Genomic DNA, 14,927 nt, shown 5'->3' on the forward strand with positions numbered 1-14,927 from the left:
CCTATGTGGATCTGGAGAACGAAGGCAGCGCCCAGCCCCTGCCCGACTTGACCGACGGCGAATTGGAGGACCGCTCCCGCCGTCCGGTCGACCATATATTGCAGGTGGGCGCGGGCGAGACGCTGATGAGCCTGCTGGGCCGGGCCGGCATTCCGTCGGCCGAGGCCACCCAGGTGGTCGACGCCCTGATAAAGGTGTTCGATCCCCGTGACCTGAAGGCCGGGCAGAAGATCACCGTCACGTTCGACCCGTCCCCCTGGGGCTTCGGCCAGGGGCAGTTCTCCCAGGTGGGGCTGGCCGCCGATCCGATCCGCGAGATCCAGGTGCGCCGCACCCCCCAGGGCGGCTTCGCCGGCCGCGAGGAGAAGCGTCAGGTCAGCCGGCAGGTGGCTCACTATTCGGGCAAGATCAAGTCGAGCCTGTTCGAAAGCGCCACCGCCGCCGGTGTCCCCGCCCAGGTCATCATCAATATGATCCGCGTGCTGAGCTATGACGTCGACTTCCAGCGCGACATCCAGGCGGGCGACAGCTTCGAGGTGCTGTTCGAGGGCTGGTACGACACCAAGGGCAAGCTGGTGAAGAGCGGCGAGGTGCTCTATGCCGGCCTCGACCTGTCGGGAGCCGAGGTCACCCTCTACCGCTTCGAGGACGGCTCGGGCGCCTCGGACTTCTTCAACGGCAAGGGCGAGAGCGCCAAGAAGGCCCTGCTCAAGACCCCGGTGGACGGCGCCAAGATCACCTCCGGGTTCGGTTTGCGCCATCATCCCATCCTCGGCTATTCCAAGATGCACAAGGGCGTGGATTTCGGCGTGCCGCCCGGCACCCCCATCATGGCGGCCGGCGATGGCGCGGTGGAGATGGCCGGCCCCAACGGCGCCTATGGCAATTACGTGCGCATCCGCCACGGCAACGGCTTCGCCACCGCCTACGCCCACATGCAGCGCATCGCCCAGGGCATCCATACCGGCCGGCGCATCATGCAGGGCCAGATCATCGGCTTCGTCGGCTCCACCGGCCGCGCCACCGGCCCGCATCTGCATTACGAGGTCCTGCAGGGCAACAGCCAGGTCAACCCGCTGTCCATCAAGGTGCCCACCGGCATCAAGCTGGCCGGGCGCGACATGGAGCGCTACCAGGGCCACAAGCGCAGCACCGACCTGCTGATGGCCCAGATTCCCTCGGGCTCCCACATCGCGCTCAATCCCGGCAAGCCGATCCAGGCCAAGGCCAACTGATCACCCCGCCCGGCCGGGATCGGGCGGTCGGGTGCACGCCTTGCGCAAGCCCTCGCCCCAGCCCTCGGGCAGCCCCTATGCATCCGTGGCGGACCGTATATCGTTACCCGCCGATTTCACATATCGTCGCGGGAAGGATCGCGAGAGGGCCGACAACCATGACGGAACACTTTACCGATCGCGAAGCCTTCGAAGCCATCGTCCGCACCATGCTCGAGCGCGGCGGCCAGGGCAGCTTCGGCCGCATCCATCTGGTCAGCGTGCTGCCCGACGCCGAGGGCGCCTCGTCCCTGGGCGCGGCCCTGCCCAAGGCGCTGTCCATCGCCGAGCACATCATCCAGCGCCGCCTGTCCCCCGAGGACGCCTGCGTGCCGCTGGAGCAGGGCAAGTACATGCTGGTGTTTCCCGGCCTGACCGATACCGAGGGCATGATCAAGGCCACCGCCATCTCGCGCGAGATCAAGGAGCGCCTGTTCGGCCAATCGGCCGGGCACATCAACGTCTCGGTCCAGGTGCTGCCGCTGGACCGCCTGAAGCACCGCCCGGCGGCGGCGGCGCTGCCGGCCATGGACAACGTGCTCGATACCCACGAGCGCCACGCCGCCGTCAATCTGCAGGTGGTGTTCCAGCCGGTCTGGGATGCCGCCCGTCAGGCGGTTATCGGCAACCGGACCATGACCCTGCGCCATTTCCAGGGGCACGAGCTGCTGGACGACGCCGTCCAGTTGGCGGGCGATCAGGACCCGCTGGCCCGCGAGCGCAACGCCGTCCTGCGGCATGCGGTGGCGGCGGCTCCTATCAAGTCCGGTCTGGTGGTCATGCCCCAATCCCTCAACGACCACACCATGAGCGATTACCGCGAGGTCACCGCCGATATCCGCCACCTGACCGCCTTCTGCCCCGGCGGCCTGATGGTGGAACTGAGCGGCGCGGTCAATTCCGCCAGCCGGGGACGGCTGCGCGACGCCATCCACGCCATCCTGGCGGGGGGAGCCACGGTGGGCATCCGCATCTTCCCCGAGCCGGAGATGGCCAGATTCCTCAAGGATTGCGGGGTCAGCCATCTGTGCGTCAACGAGGCCCAGGCCAAGCAGGCGTCCTTCACCCATTCGGCGCTGTACGCCCTGCTGGCGGTGGTGGCCCACGAGGTCAAGGGAGCCGGATTGGGACTGTGCCTGTGGAACACCTCCTCGGGCCAGGACATCAAGCGGGCGGCATCCCTGGGCTTCAGTCTGTTTTCCGGCGCCCCCTTCGGCGCCAGCCGCCCCGACATGGTCCAGCCGCACGGCTGGCCGACGGACAAGGTCTTCCTGTAGGACATAGCGGCGGCGATGCTGCTGTGCTTCCCTGAGGCCTCCCATGCAGGGACGGCACACTCCCACCACGCCTCATTGCGATAGAATCGGAGATTTCTCAGCCAGGAGAGGAGAGCCCGACATGGAAAATCCGAACCTCGCCGTCCTGGTGGTCGGCAGCCACCTCGTCAAGGACATCCTCGAGGTGATCGCTCATCCCAAGACCCAGGACGTCCGCCATGACGCCGCCGAGGCGCCGCGCCCGGCACACCCCATCTGCCTGGACGACGCCGGCCTGTGCGATCATTACGGCCACCGTCATCACGATGTGGACGTCGAGCGGCTCTGAGGCCCCCGCATCCCCCGTCCCGCAAGTGCCGCCAACGCCGTTGGCGGCACTTTGATTTGGCCCTCGTCTCACCGTTGCTGCACTGCGCAATCCGCATGTCTCGGGAGCGGAGTCCGGCGCTATGATGCCAACTTCGGGCAGGGAGGCCCAAGCGACCTTCCGCCGGCTTCCGAAGGGAGCGGGCCATGAATGAGTCCCATGCCAAACCGGCCGTGACACCCGTGGTGCCGCAGACCCGTATTCGCCTCGACGCGCCGTCGGCGGCTCCGTTTCCCATCTTCACCGAAAGCGCTGACCGGCTGGTTCACGCCATGCAGGGCCGCCTGACCAACGGCGTGTCGCCGGCCTCGATGATTCTGGCTTATCTGGACTGGCTGGTTCATCTGACCAACTCGCCGGGCAAGGTGGGCGAGTTGATTCAGAACGCCGCCGCCAAGAGCCTGCCGCTGATCCGCTATGCCCAGTCGTCCGCCTTGGGGTTGCGCGACGCCGATCCCTTCATCGAGCCCCTGGCCCATGATCCCCGCTTCACCAGCCCCGAATGGCAGAACTTCCCGTTCGACGTCCTGCACCAGTCCTTCCTGTATGCCGAGCAATGGTGGCACTACGCCACCACCGGCGTCCGGGGCGTGTCGCGCCATCACGAGGCGGTGGTGGAATTCGCCGCCCGCCAGTTGCTGGACATGATGTCGCCCAGCAATTTCCTGATGACCAATCCCGATGTGCTGAAGGCCACCGTGGAACAGGGCGGCCAGAATCTGGCGCGGGGCATGGAGAATTTCCTCAACCTCCTGCACCGCCAGATGGGCGGCCGCGAGGCCAAGCCGTCGCAGGACGCGTTCGTGGTCGGGCGCGACGTGGCCTGCACCCCCGGCAAGGTGGTGCTGCGCAACCGCCTGATCGAGTTGATCCAGTACTCGCCCACCACCGAGACCGTCCATCCCGAGCCGATCCTGTTCGTGCCGGCCTGGATCATGAAGTACTACATCCTCGACCTGTCGGCCTGTAACTCCATGGTCCGCTGGCTGGTGGAGCAGGGCCACACCGTCTTCATGATTTCCTGGAAGAACCCCGATGCCGAGGACCGCGACCTGGGCATGTCCGATTACCGCCGCCTGGGGGTGATGGCCGCCCTGGACGCCATTTCGGCCATCGTTCCCGATGTCGGCATCCATGCCGCCGGCTATTGCCTCGGCGGGACCCTGCTGTCCATCGCCGCCGCCGGCATGGCCAAGGACGGCGACCATCGTCTGGCCAGCATCACCTTGCTGGCGGCCCAGACCGATTTCGAGGATGCCGGCGAGATCTTGCTGTTCATCGACGAAAGCCAGGTCACCTATCTGGAAGACATGATGTGGAACCAGGGCTATCTGGATACCAAGCAGATGGCCGGCGCGTTCCAATTACTGCGCTCCAACGACCTGATCTGGTCCCAGATGGTCCGCCAGTATCTGCTGGGCGAGACCAGCCACGGCAACGATCTGATGGCGTGGAACGCCGACGCCACCCGCATGCCCTATCGCATGCACACCGAGTACCTTCACCGCCTGTTCCTGCGCAACGAACTGTCCAAGGGACGCTATACCGTGGACGGCAGGCCGGTGGCGCTCACCGATATCCGCGCCCCCATCTGCGCCGTCGGCACCACCAAGGACCACGTGGCGCCCTGGCAGTCGGTCTACAAGATCGGCCTGCTGACCGACACCGACGTCACCTTCATCCTGGCCAAGGGCGGCCACAACGCCGGTATCATCTCCGAGCCGGGCCATGCGGGGCGGTCCTATCAGATGTCGACCCACAAGGATCTCGACCGCTACGTCGACGCCGACACCTGGGAACAGGTCACTCCGCGCCGCGAGGGGTCGTGGTGGCAGGCCTGGCAGGCTTGGCTGGCGGAACGCTCCGGCGCCCGGGTGGCTCCGCCACCCATGGGCGGCGAAGAAGGCGCACCGCTGATGGATGCCCCCGGTCTGTACGTGCTGATGCGATGAGATTGGTCGGGGCGAGAGGATTCGAACCTCCGACATCCAGCTCCCAAAGCTGGCGCTCTACCAGGCTGAGCTACGCCCCGATGGCCGCGTTGTAAGGGGTTTGACGCCTGAGCGCAAGGCGGCTCAGTGTCCCCGTTCGAACATGGCCCCCCGTTCGAACATGGGATGGACGACCCGGTCGCCGGGCTTCAGGTCCAGCCGTCGGGCCGTCCCGGCGGGAAGTTCCAGCACACCCAGCACCGGCTCGGCCGGACCGCGCGGCTGCAGGCTGCCCGGCACCGCGTATTGCTCCACATAGACCACCCGCCCGCTCCGCTCCATGAACAGCATGTCCAGGGGGATCAGGGTGTTCTTCATCCACATGGCCACCTGACGCGGCGAGCCGAAATCGAACAGCATCCCGGAACCGGCCGGCAGCTCGCGGCGGAACATCAGGCCTTGCGACAATTGGTCGGGCGTCACCGCCATCTCGACGGTGAAGGCATGGTGCTTGCCGCCCTCGGCCACCACCTCGAGCCGCGAGGTGGCGAAGGTCACCGGCTCGGCCTTCGCCGCCGCCGAAACACCCAGCAGGACGAAAATCACCGCCGCGAAGGCCCGAAGCATGGCCGTCTCCCTTGCCATTTGATGACCCATGGTGCCTCGCCGCGCCCACGGAGGCAAGCCAGGACGAAATGCCTAGCGTCCACAACCGATGGCAGGTTGCCCGAACAGCCTTCACCCCGGCAAGGATGCGGCGCGAGCCACGGGCCATGACGACTGCAAAGGCAGGCAATTCAACGACCCGATGGATTTGGGTAAAATTTTATCCAAATACGTACTTAAATATAGTTATAGTTAGCATGACGATTGCCGTAAATTGAGGGGGTGATTTTCCTGTTTTCAACTTACGAGTACTTTGATAGAGTCATAACCGTGAGCTGGACAGAGGTGAAAGCCTCCGAAGGCCAGAACCGGAGATACTGCCCTGGGGGGCCTTCCCGCCCATCCCCACCCTCCTTGGCAGGGAAGCGTAACCGCACAGTGTAACGTTTCCGCTTTCTGGTCAAACGAAGGGGCGCCGGTTTTCACCGGCGCCCCTTTCATTTGGCATCTTCAAATATTCGCCCCAAGCAAGCCGCTCAGGAGGCCTCCGCCTCGTCGCCATGGACCAGGCGTCCCGCTTCCTCCAGTTCCAGCACCATCCGGACCAGGGCGGACAGGCTGTCGGCGGCCATCTTCTCCATGACGCGGGCGCGATGGATCTCGACGGTGCGGACGCTGATGCCCAGTTCGACGGCGGCAGCCTTGTTGGACAAGCCCTGGGCGACCAGGACCATCACCTGATATTCGCGCGGCGTAAGGGAGCTGGCGCGCGTCTCGATACCGTCCAGACGGCCGCGCTCGACCCAGTCGCGCTCGCTGCGGGCCAGGGCCTTGCTGACCGCCGTCAGGAAGATCGCGTCGTCAAAGGGCTTCTCGATGAAATCGGTGGCGCCCTCCTTGAGGGCCTGAACCGCCATGCTGACGTCGGCATGGCCGGTGATGACGATCAGCGGCAGGTTGATGTCGCGATCCTGCAGGATACGCAGCAGGTCCAGCCCGCTCATGCCCGGCATGCGGACATCGGCGACCACGCAGCCGGGGCCGCTGCCCTTCATTCCCTCGGCGACGAAGCTCTCGGCGTCGGGATAGGCATGCACGGCATGTCCGGCAGCCTCGAGCAGCATGCGAAGGGAATCGCGTACAGCGGGATCATCATCCACCACGTGAATCTGGGGGGCCGTCGTCATGACCGACCTTTCCTCATGGAAGCAGTTGAACCAATGATTGGGCCGTCATTTCGCCCGCAGAGAAGATGAACCACGGCAGGCATCTTGTAAACCCGCAGTGACCTCAGCGGCGTTGGGAAAGAAGCTGGGCCAGTTCCACCGCCGTCTTCACCCCCATCTTCTCGAAAAGATGAGCCCGGTGAACTTCGACGGTGCGCATGGTTATCCCTAAATCGTCGGCGATGATCTTGTTGAGCTTGCCGGCCAGCACCTTTTCCATCACCTGCCGCTCGCGCAGGGTCAGGTTTTCCAGGCGCTGGGCCAGCGAGGCGGCGTCGGCGTCGCTGGCCACCCGCTCGGCCTCCCAGGCCAGGGCCTCGATCACCTTGTCCACCAGTTCGTTGTCGTTGAACGGCTTCTCGACGAAGTCGCGGGCGCCCTTCTTCAGGGCCGATACCGCCATGGGCACGTCGCCGTGACCGGTCAGGAAGATCACCGGCAGCTTGGCGCCCAACTCGCACAGGCGGTCGAACAGCTCCAGCCCGGTCATTCCCTCCATGCGGATATCCAGCACCAGACAGCCGCTGCTGCCGGCGGCCCAGCCGGCCAGGAAGGCCTCGGCCGAGGCGAAGCATTGGGCGGTGACGCCGCGCGACTGGAACAGCCAGCCCAATGCGTCGCGAATCGCCTCGTCATCGTCGACGATATAGACCACGCCAGTGTTCATCCGGCCATCTCCGGCAAGGTGAAGAGAAAGATGCTGCCGCCCTCCGGGTTCGGTTCGAACCACAGATGGCCGCGGTGAGCTTCGACGATGGAGCGGCAGATGTTCAAGCCCATTCCCATGCCCTCCTCCTTGGTGGTGAAGAACGGGCTGAACAGACTGGCCGCCACCTCGGGCGCGATGCCGGTGCCGCGGTCGGCGATGCGGATGCGGGCCTGCCCGTCCAGGCTGCGCAGCGAAATGGACAAGGCCCGCTGCGACCGCGAGGTCTGGCCCATGGCCTCCATGGCGTTGCGCACCAGATTGAGGATCACCTGCTCGATCAGGATGTGGTCGGCCTCGACCCTGGGGCGGACGCCGTCCATGTCCAGGTCGATGCGGATGCCCCGCTTGCGGGCGTCGGGCTCGAGAAAGCCCACCGCGCCCTCGATGATCTCGTCCAGGAAGCAGGGCAGCACCATGGGCTCGCTCTTGCGCACGAAGTCGTGGATGCGCCGGATGATCTGGCCGGCCCGCTGGGCCTGCGCCCCCAGCTTGGTGAGCGGCGGCACCAGTTCCTCGGGCCGGGTGTCGCCCGCCGACAGGCGGTTGAGGCAGCCGGTGGTGTAGGAGGCGATGGCCGACAGGGGCTGGTTCAGTTCGTGGGCGAGCGTCGAGGCCATCTCACCCATGGTGATCAGGCGCGCGGTGTGCTGCAGCTTCTCCTGATGCTGGCGCGACAGTTCCTCGGCCCGCTTGCGCTCGGTGACGTCGAGCACCGAGGCCATCCAGCCGGTGTGGCGCCCGTCGGAATCGATCAGCGGCGCCTCGTAGACCAGCGCGTTGAAGCGCTCGCCGTTCTTGCGCCGGAACACCAGTTCGAAACCCTCCACCGGGGCTTCGCCGCGCAGCACCGCGCGGTGCAGTTCGTAGGTGTGCTCCAGGTCTTCCGGCACCCAATAGAGCATGGGCGGCACGGTGCCCACCAGTTCCTCGGCGGTCCAGCCCACCATGTGGCAGAAGGCGGGATTGACGTAGGTGATCCGCCCCTCCAGGTCGCGGGCCCGCATGCCGACGGTCAGCGAATCCTCCATGGCCTTCCTGAAGGAGTGCTCGGTGCGGAGCGCCTGCTCGGCCGCCAGCCGCCGCCGCACGTGGCGCCGGAGCGCCCACAGGCTGGACACCGACAGGATCGACAGGATGAAGATCGCCGCCGCCAGCACGTTGCGCAGCAATTGCGGGTCGCTGTGATACGAGATGGCCACCAGCTCCAGGCCATGACCGGGCGGCTCGAAGCGTAAATTGTAGCTGGCGCCCGGCTCCGAGGGCGACAGTTGCGACTTGGCGGCCAGCAGGGTGCCGTTGCCGTCCAGAATCTCCAGCCGGTAGGCCTGGGCGAACCACCAGGGCACATGATGGGCCAGCATGGCGTCCAGGGAGAACACCCCGGCCACCGTTCCGGCGAAATGCCCGTCCCGGAAGAACGGAACCTGCGCCTCGAAGCGCGCGCCCTTGCCCTCGACCGTGAAGGGCGGACCATAGACCGGACGCCCGGAACTGCGGGCCAGCGCCAGGGTGGTCGACCACTGGGGATCGGCGGCCAGCGCCGCCCCGGTCTCCACCGGCGGCAAGGACTGGACGACCGTTCCGTCCACGTCGCGGACAATGATCCGCTCGATCTCGGGATCGGCCGAGCTCAATGCCCGGCCCTGCAGGACGAACTCGCCCGATGCGGCGCCGTCGCGCCCCGCCAGATCGGCCAGCTGCCCCAGCCGCTCGACGCCGGAGGACAGATGGAAATAGAGGTTCTGCTCGACCCACAGGATGTCCTGGATCAGGACCCGCTTCTCCTCCTCCACCTCGTTGCGGTGCAAAAGCCACAGCAGCACGCCCAGCAGCATGACCACCAGCCCCATGGCCACCACAGGCATGGCCTGAATGGCATGGCGGTCTCGCAGGGCCTTGGGCGTGTTCATGGGTCCTTTCCGCTTGTGGATCACCACAATGGCCGAGGTTTTGCCGGATTCCTATAGTAGTGTGGAATAGCCCTATCTAAGGGTACCTTGGGAGGAAAACTATGAAGTTGGGAACCTTCTTCGCGGGGGCCGTGGCCGCCTGCATGCTCGCCGGCACGGCCATGGCCCAGCAGGCTCAGCCGATCGTCATCAAGTTCAGTCACGTGGTCGCCCCGGACACCCCCAAGGGCAAGGGGGCCGAGTACTTCAAGAAGCTGGCCGAGGAACGCACCAAGGGTCGCGTCAAGGTCGAGGTCTATCCCAACAGCCAGCTCTACAAGGACAAGGAAGAGATGGAGGCCCTGCAGTTGGGCGCCGTCCAGATGCTTGCCCCGTCGCTGGCCAAGTTCGGCCCGCTGGGCGTCAAGGAATTCGAGGTCTTCGACCTGCCCTACATCTTCCCCAGCAAGGACGTGCTGCGCGCCGTCACCGGCGGCCCGGTGGGCGCCAGCCTGCTGAAGAAGCTGGAAGGCAAGGGCATCATCGGCCTGGCCTATTGGGACAACGGCTTCAAGATCATGAGCGCCAACAAGCCGCTCAAGACCCCCGCCGATCTCAAGGGCGTCAAGATGCGCATCCAGTCCTCCAAGGTGCTGGACGCCGAGATGCGGGCGCTGGGCGCCCTGCCCCAGGTCATGGCCTTCTCGGAAGTCTATCAGGCGCTGCAGACCGGCGTGGTCGACGGCACCGAGAATCCGCCCAGCAACATGTACACCCAGAAGATGCACGAGGTGCAGAAGCACGCCACCATGACCAACCATGGCTATCTCGGCTATGCGGTGATCGTGAACAAGAAGTTCTGGGAAGGCCTGCCCGCCGACCTGCGCGCCACCCTGGAAGGCGCCATGAACGAGGCCACCGTCTTCGCCAACGCCATAGCCCAGACCGAGAACGACGACGCGGTGAAGGCCATGAAGGCGTCGGGCAAGACCGAGTTCCACGAGCCGACCGCTCCCGAGATGGACGCTTGGCGCAAGGCCCTGCTGCCCGTGCACAAGGACATGGAAGGCCGGGTCGGCAAGGACCTGATCGAATCGTTCTACAAGGAAGCCGCCAAGTTCGGCTTCAAGAACTGATTTCGGCCTGAGAGGGGCGCCCGACCCGGGCGCCCCGCCTCGTCCGTTTCCATCCATCCGGCTTTCGTGGGAGGCCCCATGCTGAGAGCCCTTGATCACCTGGAGGAATGGCTGATCGCCTTTCTCATGGGCGCGGCGACGCTGATCATCTTCGTCGCCGTTCTGCAACGCTACGCGGCGGGTACCGAGCTGCTGTATCCCCTGGTTGGGCATCTGGATTTCTCCTGGGCCCAGGAACTGTGCATCATCATGTTCGTGTGGATGGCCAAGTTCGGCGCCGCCTATGGCGTGCGGACCGGCATCCACGTGGGCGTCGACGTGGTGATCAACCGCCTCAATCCCCAGTGGCGGGCCAAGCTCATCGTGTTCGGCCTGCTGGCCGGCGCGCTGTTCACCGGCATCGTCGCCACCATGGGCGGACATTTCGTCATGGAGAACGGCGCCCATTACGCCTTCCTCCACGCCTTCGGCCTGCCCACCGGCGATTTGTACGAAGGCCCCATCACCCCGGACATGGAGGCCCCCACCTGGATCGTCTATTCGGCCATCCCGCTGGGCTCGGCCCTGATGTGTTTCCGCTTCCTGCAGGTCTGCGTCGGCTTCATCAAGACCGGTGAACTGCCCCATCACGACCACGGTCACGTGGAAGGCCTGGAAGAGGACACCACCGACCCGCAGCGGGCCGCCCAGGACATCAACTGGTTCGAGATGAAGGACAACCTCCACCCCAAGGGCGTCGATGCCGACAAGGGTGACGGCGAAGGGGAGAAGCGCTCATGAACGCCGCCGTCATCTTCGGGCTGCTGATCGTGCTGATGCTGACCGGCATGCCCATCTCCATCTCGCTGGGCCTCACCGTCCTCACCTTCCTGTTCACCTTCACCCAGGTTCCCATCGAATCCGTGGCGCTGAAGCTGTTCACCGGCATCGAGAAGTTCGAGATCATGGCGATCCCGTTCTTCATCCTGGCCGGCAACTTCCTCACCCATGGCGGCGTGGCGCGGCGCATGATCAACTTCGCCACCTCCATGGTCGGCCACTGGCACGGCGGCCTCGGGCTGGCCGGCGTCATGGCCTGCGCCCTGTTCGCCGCCGTGTCGGGCTCCAGCCCCGCCACCGTGGTGGCCATCGGCTCCATCATCCTGCCGGCCATGGTCAAGCAAGGCTTTCCCAACCGGTTCGGCGCCGGCATCATCACCACCTCGGGCGCGCTGGGCATCCTGATCCCGCCGTCGCTGGTGATGGTCATGTATGCGGTGGCCACCAACACCTCGGTGGGCGCCCTGTTCATGGCCGGCGTCATTCCCGGCCTGGTGCTGGCCACCCTGTTGGGTGCGGTGACCTGGTACATCGCCTGGAAGAACGACTTCCCCCGCCTGGCCCCCGCCACCTGGGCCCAGCGCTTCCAGGCGCTGCGCGAAGCCATCTGGGGTCTGGCGCTGATCGTCATCGTCATCGGCGGCATCTATACCGGCATCTTCACGCCCACCGAGGCGGCGGCCATGAGCGCGGTCTACGCCTTCATCATCGCCGTATTCGTCTACAAGGACATGCCGCTGAAGGGCGTGCCCAAGATCCTGCTGTCCTCGGCCTCCATGTCGGCCATGCTGCTGTACATCATCACCAACGCGGTGCTGTTCAGCTTCGTGCTGGCCAACGAGAACATCCCCCACGCCATCGCCGACTGGATCGTCGGCAAGGAACTGGGGGTGATCGCCTTCCTGCTGGTGGTCAACGTGCTGCTGCTGGCGGCCGGCAACTTCATGGAGCCCAGCTCCATCGTGCTGATCATGGCTCCCATCCTGTTCCCGGTGGCCATGAAGCTGGGCATCGACCCGATCCACTTCGGCATCCTGATCGTGGTCAACATGGAGGTCGGCATGTGCCATCCCCCGGTGGGCCTCAACCTCTATGTGGCATCGGGAATAACCAAGATGGGCATCACCGAGCTGACCGTTGCGGTCTGGCCCTGGCTGCTGGCCATGCTGGGCTTCCTGATGGCGGTGACCTACTGGCCGCCGCTGTCCATCTGGCTGCCCAAGGTGCTGGGAGTGATGTAGCTCCCGGTTCCCAGGGATTTTATCAGGGGCAGGCCCGCAGGCGGGTCTGCCCCTCTTGCTTTTCCAGGGGCCGGCAGGTGCCCCCGACGCACAGCCGCCAGTCGGCGGTGAAGTCCGAGCGGGCCAGGACGATCTCTTCCATCGCCATCCCCGGATGCCACACCCATCGCCCGTTACGAAGGACGGCCTGGGGCGGCGGTTCCATGCCGGCGCCGCTGCCCATGACCGAAGCCTCGTGCAGGATCAGGCGACCGGATTCAATCCGCCACTCCTCGCGCCACTCCACCTTTTCCACCGAGTGGGTCCAGGCCAGGGCGAAGGAGTCGGACGGCGTCACCACCGCCAGGCCGGCTGCCACCACCATGCACAGCCCGCTCATGCGCCCAGGGACGCCACCCGCCGCGCCCGCATCCAGTGCCAGGCGATGAACACCGCCGACAGGGCGAAGCCCGCCTGATCGGTCCAGGGAACGGCCGCCACCAGCAGGAAGGCCGCCGCAACGGCGACGCCACGCTCCCACAGGGGCATGGGCGCCCACAGGAAGCCGATGGTCGCCGCCCCCCACAGGCCGATGGCCAGCATCGCCTTGATCACCACATAGGCGGTATCGAACAGCGAGCCGCTCACCATCATCAGCGAGGGATCGTAGACCGCCATGAACGGCACCACGAAGCCGGCCATGGCGACCCGCACCGCCCACCAGCCGGTGGTGAAGAACTGGGCGCGGGCGATGGAGGCGGCGGCGAAGGCCGCCAGCCCCACCGGCGGGGTCAGATCGGCCAGGATGCCGAAATAGAACACGTACATATGCGAGACCACCAGCGGCACGCCCATCTTGAACAGCATGGGCGCCACCAGGGACGAGGTGATGATGTAGGTGGGAATGGTGGGAATGCCCATGCCGAGAATCAGCGAGGCGATCATGGTCAGCACCAGGGTCAGGAACAGCGAACCGCCCGACATGGACACCAGCCCCTGGGTGAACGACCCGGCGATGCCGGTCAGCGTCATGGTGCCGATGATGGTGCCGACCAGGGTGCAGGCGACACCGACCGGTACGGCGGAGCGTGCGCCCTCCACCAGACCGCGCACGGTCATGCGCATGGTCTCGCGCCCACCGCGGACGAAGAAGTTGATGGCGATCAGGGCGGCGACGATGCCCACCACCACGTTGATGCCCAGCTTGAAGAAGGCCGACGACGCCACGCCCAGCACCGCCCAGAACACCATGCGGCCCGCCATGCCGCCGATATTGGCGGCGATGGACGAGCCGAGGATGACGATGGCGGTCAGCGCCAGACCCACGGTGCCCGAGAACATGGGGGTGAAGCCAGCCAGCAGCAGATAGACCAGGGCGGCCAGCGGCACCATCAGGAACCACTGGCGTTTCAACGCCTTCAGCGCGCTGGGACACTGGTCCTTGGGCATGCCGTGCAGCCCGGCGATGCCCGCCTCGAGATGCACCATCCAGATCGCCGAGGCATAGTAGAGCAGGGCCGGAATGGCCGCCGCCTTGCACACCTCGGCGTACGAGATGTTCAGCGTCTCGGCCATGATGAAGGCCACGGCACCCATCACGGGGGGCATGATCTGGCCGCCCATGCTGGCGGTGGCCTCGACGGCGCCGGCGAACTCGGCGCGATAGCCGAAACGCTTCATCAGCGGAATGGTCAATTGCCCGGTGGTCACCACGTTGGCGATGCCCGAGCCGTTGATGGTGCCCATCAGGCCCGAGGTCACCACCGCCACCTTGGCGGGACCGCCCTTGGTGTGGCCGACGGTGCCCAGCGCCACGTCGGTGAACAGGCGGATCATCCCCGCCTGTTCGAGGAAGCTGCCGAACAGGATGAACAGGAAGATGTAGGTGGCCGAGACGTAGCAGGGGATGCCGAAGATACCTTCGGTCCCCAGGAAGTACTGATTGACGATCTGGTCGAAGCCATAGCCGCGATGGCCGAGCGGCGAGGGCAGCACCTCGCCGAACGCCGCATAGGCGACGAAGACCAGACAGAGCAGCGGCAGAGCCCAGCCCATCAGGCGCCGGGCCGCCTCGAACACCAGCGCCACCATGATGGTCCCCACCACCAGGTCGGTGGTCGAGGGATCGCCGGAGCGCTGCACCAGATCGCCCTCGTAGATCAGATGATAGAGCGACAGGGCGAAGGACAACCCGCCCAGCGCCCAGGCCGTCACCACCCTGACCGGATTGCCCCGTCCCATGGCGGCGTAAAGGGCGAAGACCATCAGCAGCAGGAAGCCCACGTGGATGGAGCGCACCGGCAGGCTGGACAGCGGCGAATAGGCGGCCGTGACGATCTGGAAGGCGGAAAAGGCGATGGCGATCCAGAACAGGCCCCGAGATTCGACGCCATGGCCGAAGACCTCGCCCTTGGTGTCGATCCCGGCGGGATCGACACCGCTCTCTTCATGCTGACTCATGGCCCTCCCCCCC

At 65.7% G+C, this 14,927-nt stretch carries 13 protein-coding genes and 1 tRNA gene (1 of these 14 cut by a window edge); 7 read left to right on the forward strand and 7 right to left on the reverse strand.

Annotation, left to right across the window (positions count from 1 at the left end; genetic code table 11):
- The 4 genes from CP958_RS08425 to CP958_RS08440 all read left to right on the forward strand — a co-directional run.
- A protein-coding gene (locus CP958_RS08425; protein ID WP_096701524.1) for a peptidoglycan DD-metalloendopeptidase family protein crosses the window boundary here: on the forward strand, positions 1 to 1,235 show its 3' portion. Its footprint begins 154 nt before the window's first position; 1,235 of the gene's 1,389 nt are visible here — the last part of the coding sequence; its start codon lies off the left edge, out of view; it ends in the stop codon at positions 1,233 to 1,235.
- 158 nt (positions 1,236 to 1,393) lie between these two features.
- Positions 1,394 to 2,551 (forward strand): hypothetical protein, encoded by a 1,158-nt coding sequence (locus CP958_RS08430; RefSeq protein WP_096701525.1) that lies wholly within the window; start codon positions 1,394 to 1,396, stop codon positions 2,549 to 2,551.
- A 121-nt stretch (positions 2,552 to 2,672) separates the two neighbouring features.
- Positions 2,673 to 2,879 (forward strand): hypothetical protein, encoded by a 207-nt coding sequence (locus CP958_RS08435; RefSeq protein WP_096701526.1) that lies wholly within the window; start codon positions 2,673 to 2,675, stop codon positions 2,877 to 2,879.
- Between the two features lie 185 nt (positions 2,880 to 3,064).
- Complete coding sequence (locus CP958_RS08440; protein ID WP_197706381.1) at positions 3,065 to 4,870, forward strand: alpha/beta fold hydrolase; 1,806 nt, start codon at positions 3,065 to 3,067, stop codon at positions 4,868 to 4,870.
- A 3-nt stretch (positions 4,871 to 4,873) separates the two neighbouring features.
- On the opposite strand, the gene CP958_RS08445 is transcribed toward CP958_RS08440, so the two are convergent.
- From CP958_RS08445 to CP958_RS08465, 5 genes are all read right to left on the reverse strand, one after another.
- Positions 4,874 to 4,950, reverse strand: a tRNA-Pro gene (locus tag CP958_RS08445).
- 43 nt (positions 4,951 to 4,993) lie between these two features.
- The gene (locus CP958_RS08450) at positions 4,994 to 5,476 is read right to left on the reverse strand and encodes a DUF192 domain-containing protein (RefSeq protein ID WP_170958901.1); all 483 of its coding nucleotides are present in this window, start codon (positions 5,474 to 5,476) and stop codon (positions 4,994 to 4,996) included.
- 515 nt (positions 5,477 to 5,991) lie between these two features.
- The gene (locus CP958_RS08455; RefSeq protein WP_096701527.1) at positions 5,992 to 6,642 is read right to left on the reverse strand and encodes a response regulator; all 651 of its coding nucleotides are present in this window, start codon (positions 6,640 to 6,642) and stop codon (positions 5,992 to 5,994) included.
- Positions 6,643 to 6,745: 103 nt separating this feature from the next.
- Complete coding sequence (locus CP958_RS08460) at positions 6,746 to 7,348, reverse strand: response regulator (RefSeq protein WP_096701528.1); 603 nt, start codon at positions 7,346 to 7,348, stop codon at positions 6,746 to 6,748.
- Positions 7,345 to 9,300, reverse strand: coding sequence for a PAS domain S-box protein (locus CP958_RS08465; protein ID WP_096701529.1), 1,956 nt, complete (start codon positions 9,298 to 9,300; stop codon positions 7,345 to 7,347). Before CP958_RS08465 ends, CP958_RS08460 begins: the two co-directional genes overlap by 4 nt.
- Before the next feature lie 101 nt (positions 9,301 to 9,401).
- Between CP958_RS08465 and CP958_RS08470 the strand changes: the two genes are divergently transcribed.
- The 3 genes from CP958_RS08470 (at position 9,402) to CP958_RS08480 (ending at position 12,475) form a co-directional block, all read left to right on the forward strand.
- The gene (locus tag CP958_RS08470; protein WP_096701530.1) at positions 9,402 to 10,415 is read left to right on the forward strand and encodes a TRAP transporter substrate-binding protein; all 1,014 of its coding nucleotides are present in this window, start codon (positions 9,402 to 9,404) and stop codon (positions 10,413 to 10,415) included.
- Positions 10,416 to 10,493: 78 nt separating this feature from the next.
- Positions 10,494 to 11,195, forward strand: a complete 702-nt coding sequence (locus CP958_RS08475) for a TRAP transporter small permease (protein ID WP_170958902.1) — start codon at positions 10,494 to 10,496, stop codon at positions 11,193 to 11,195.
- Positions 11,192 to 12,475: a TRAP transporter large permease subunit gene (locus CP958_RS08480; protein ID WP_096701531.1), complete on the forward strand. Its 1,284-nt coding sequence runs from the start codon at positions 11,192 to 11,194 to the stop codon at positions 12,473 to 12,475. The genes CP958_RS08475 and CP958_RS08480 overlap by 4 nt, the downstream gene beginning before the upstream one ends.
- Before the next feature lie 22 nt (positions 12,476 to 12,497).
- On the opposite strand, the gene CP958_RS08485 is transcribed toward CP958_RS08480, so the two are convergent.
- A complete protein-coding gene (locus tag CP958_RS08485; RefSeq protein WP_096701532.1) occupies positions 12,498 to 12,854 on the reverse strand; it encodes a DUF1850 domain-containing protein in 357 nt (118 codons plus the stop codon).
- Complete coding sequence (locus tag CP958_RS08490; protein ID WP_197706382.1) at positions 12,851 to 14,914, reverse strand: TRAP transporter permease; 2,064 nt, start codon at positions 14,912 to 14,914, stop codon at positions 12,851 to 12,853. Before CP958_RS08490 ends, CP958_RS08485 begins: the two co-directional genes overlap by 4 nt.
- Positions 14,915 to 14,927 lie beyond the last annotated feature (13 nt).

Source organism: Magnetospirillum sp. 15-1 (assembly GCF_900184795.1).
Lineage (GTDB): Bacteria > Pseudomonadota > Alphaproteobacteria > Rhodospirillales > Magnetospirillaceae > Phaeospirillum.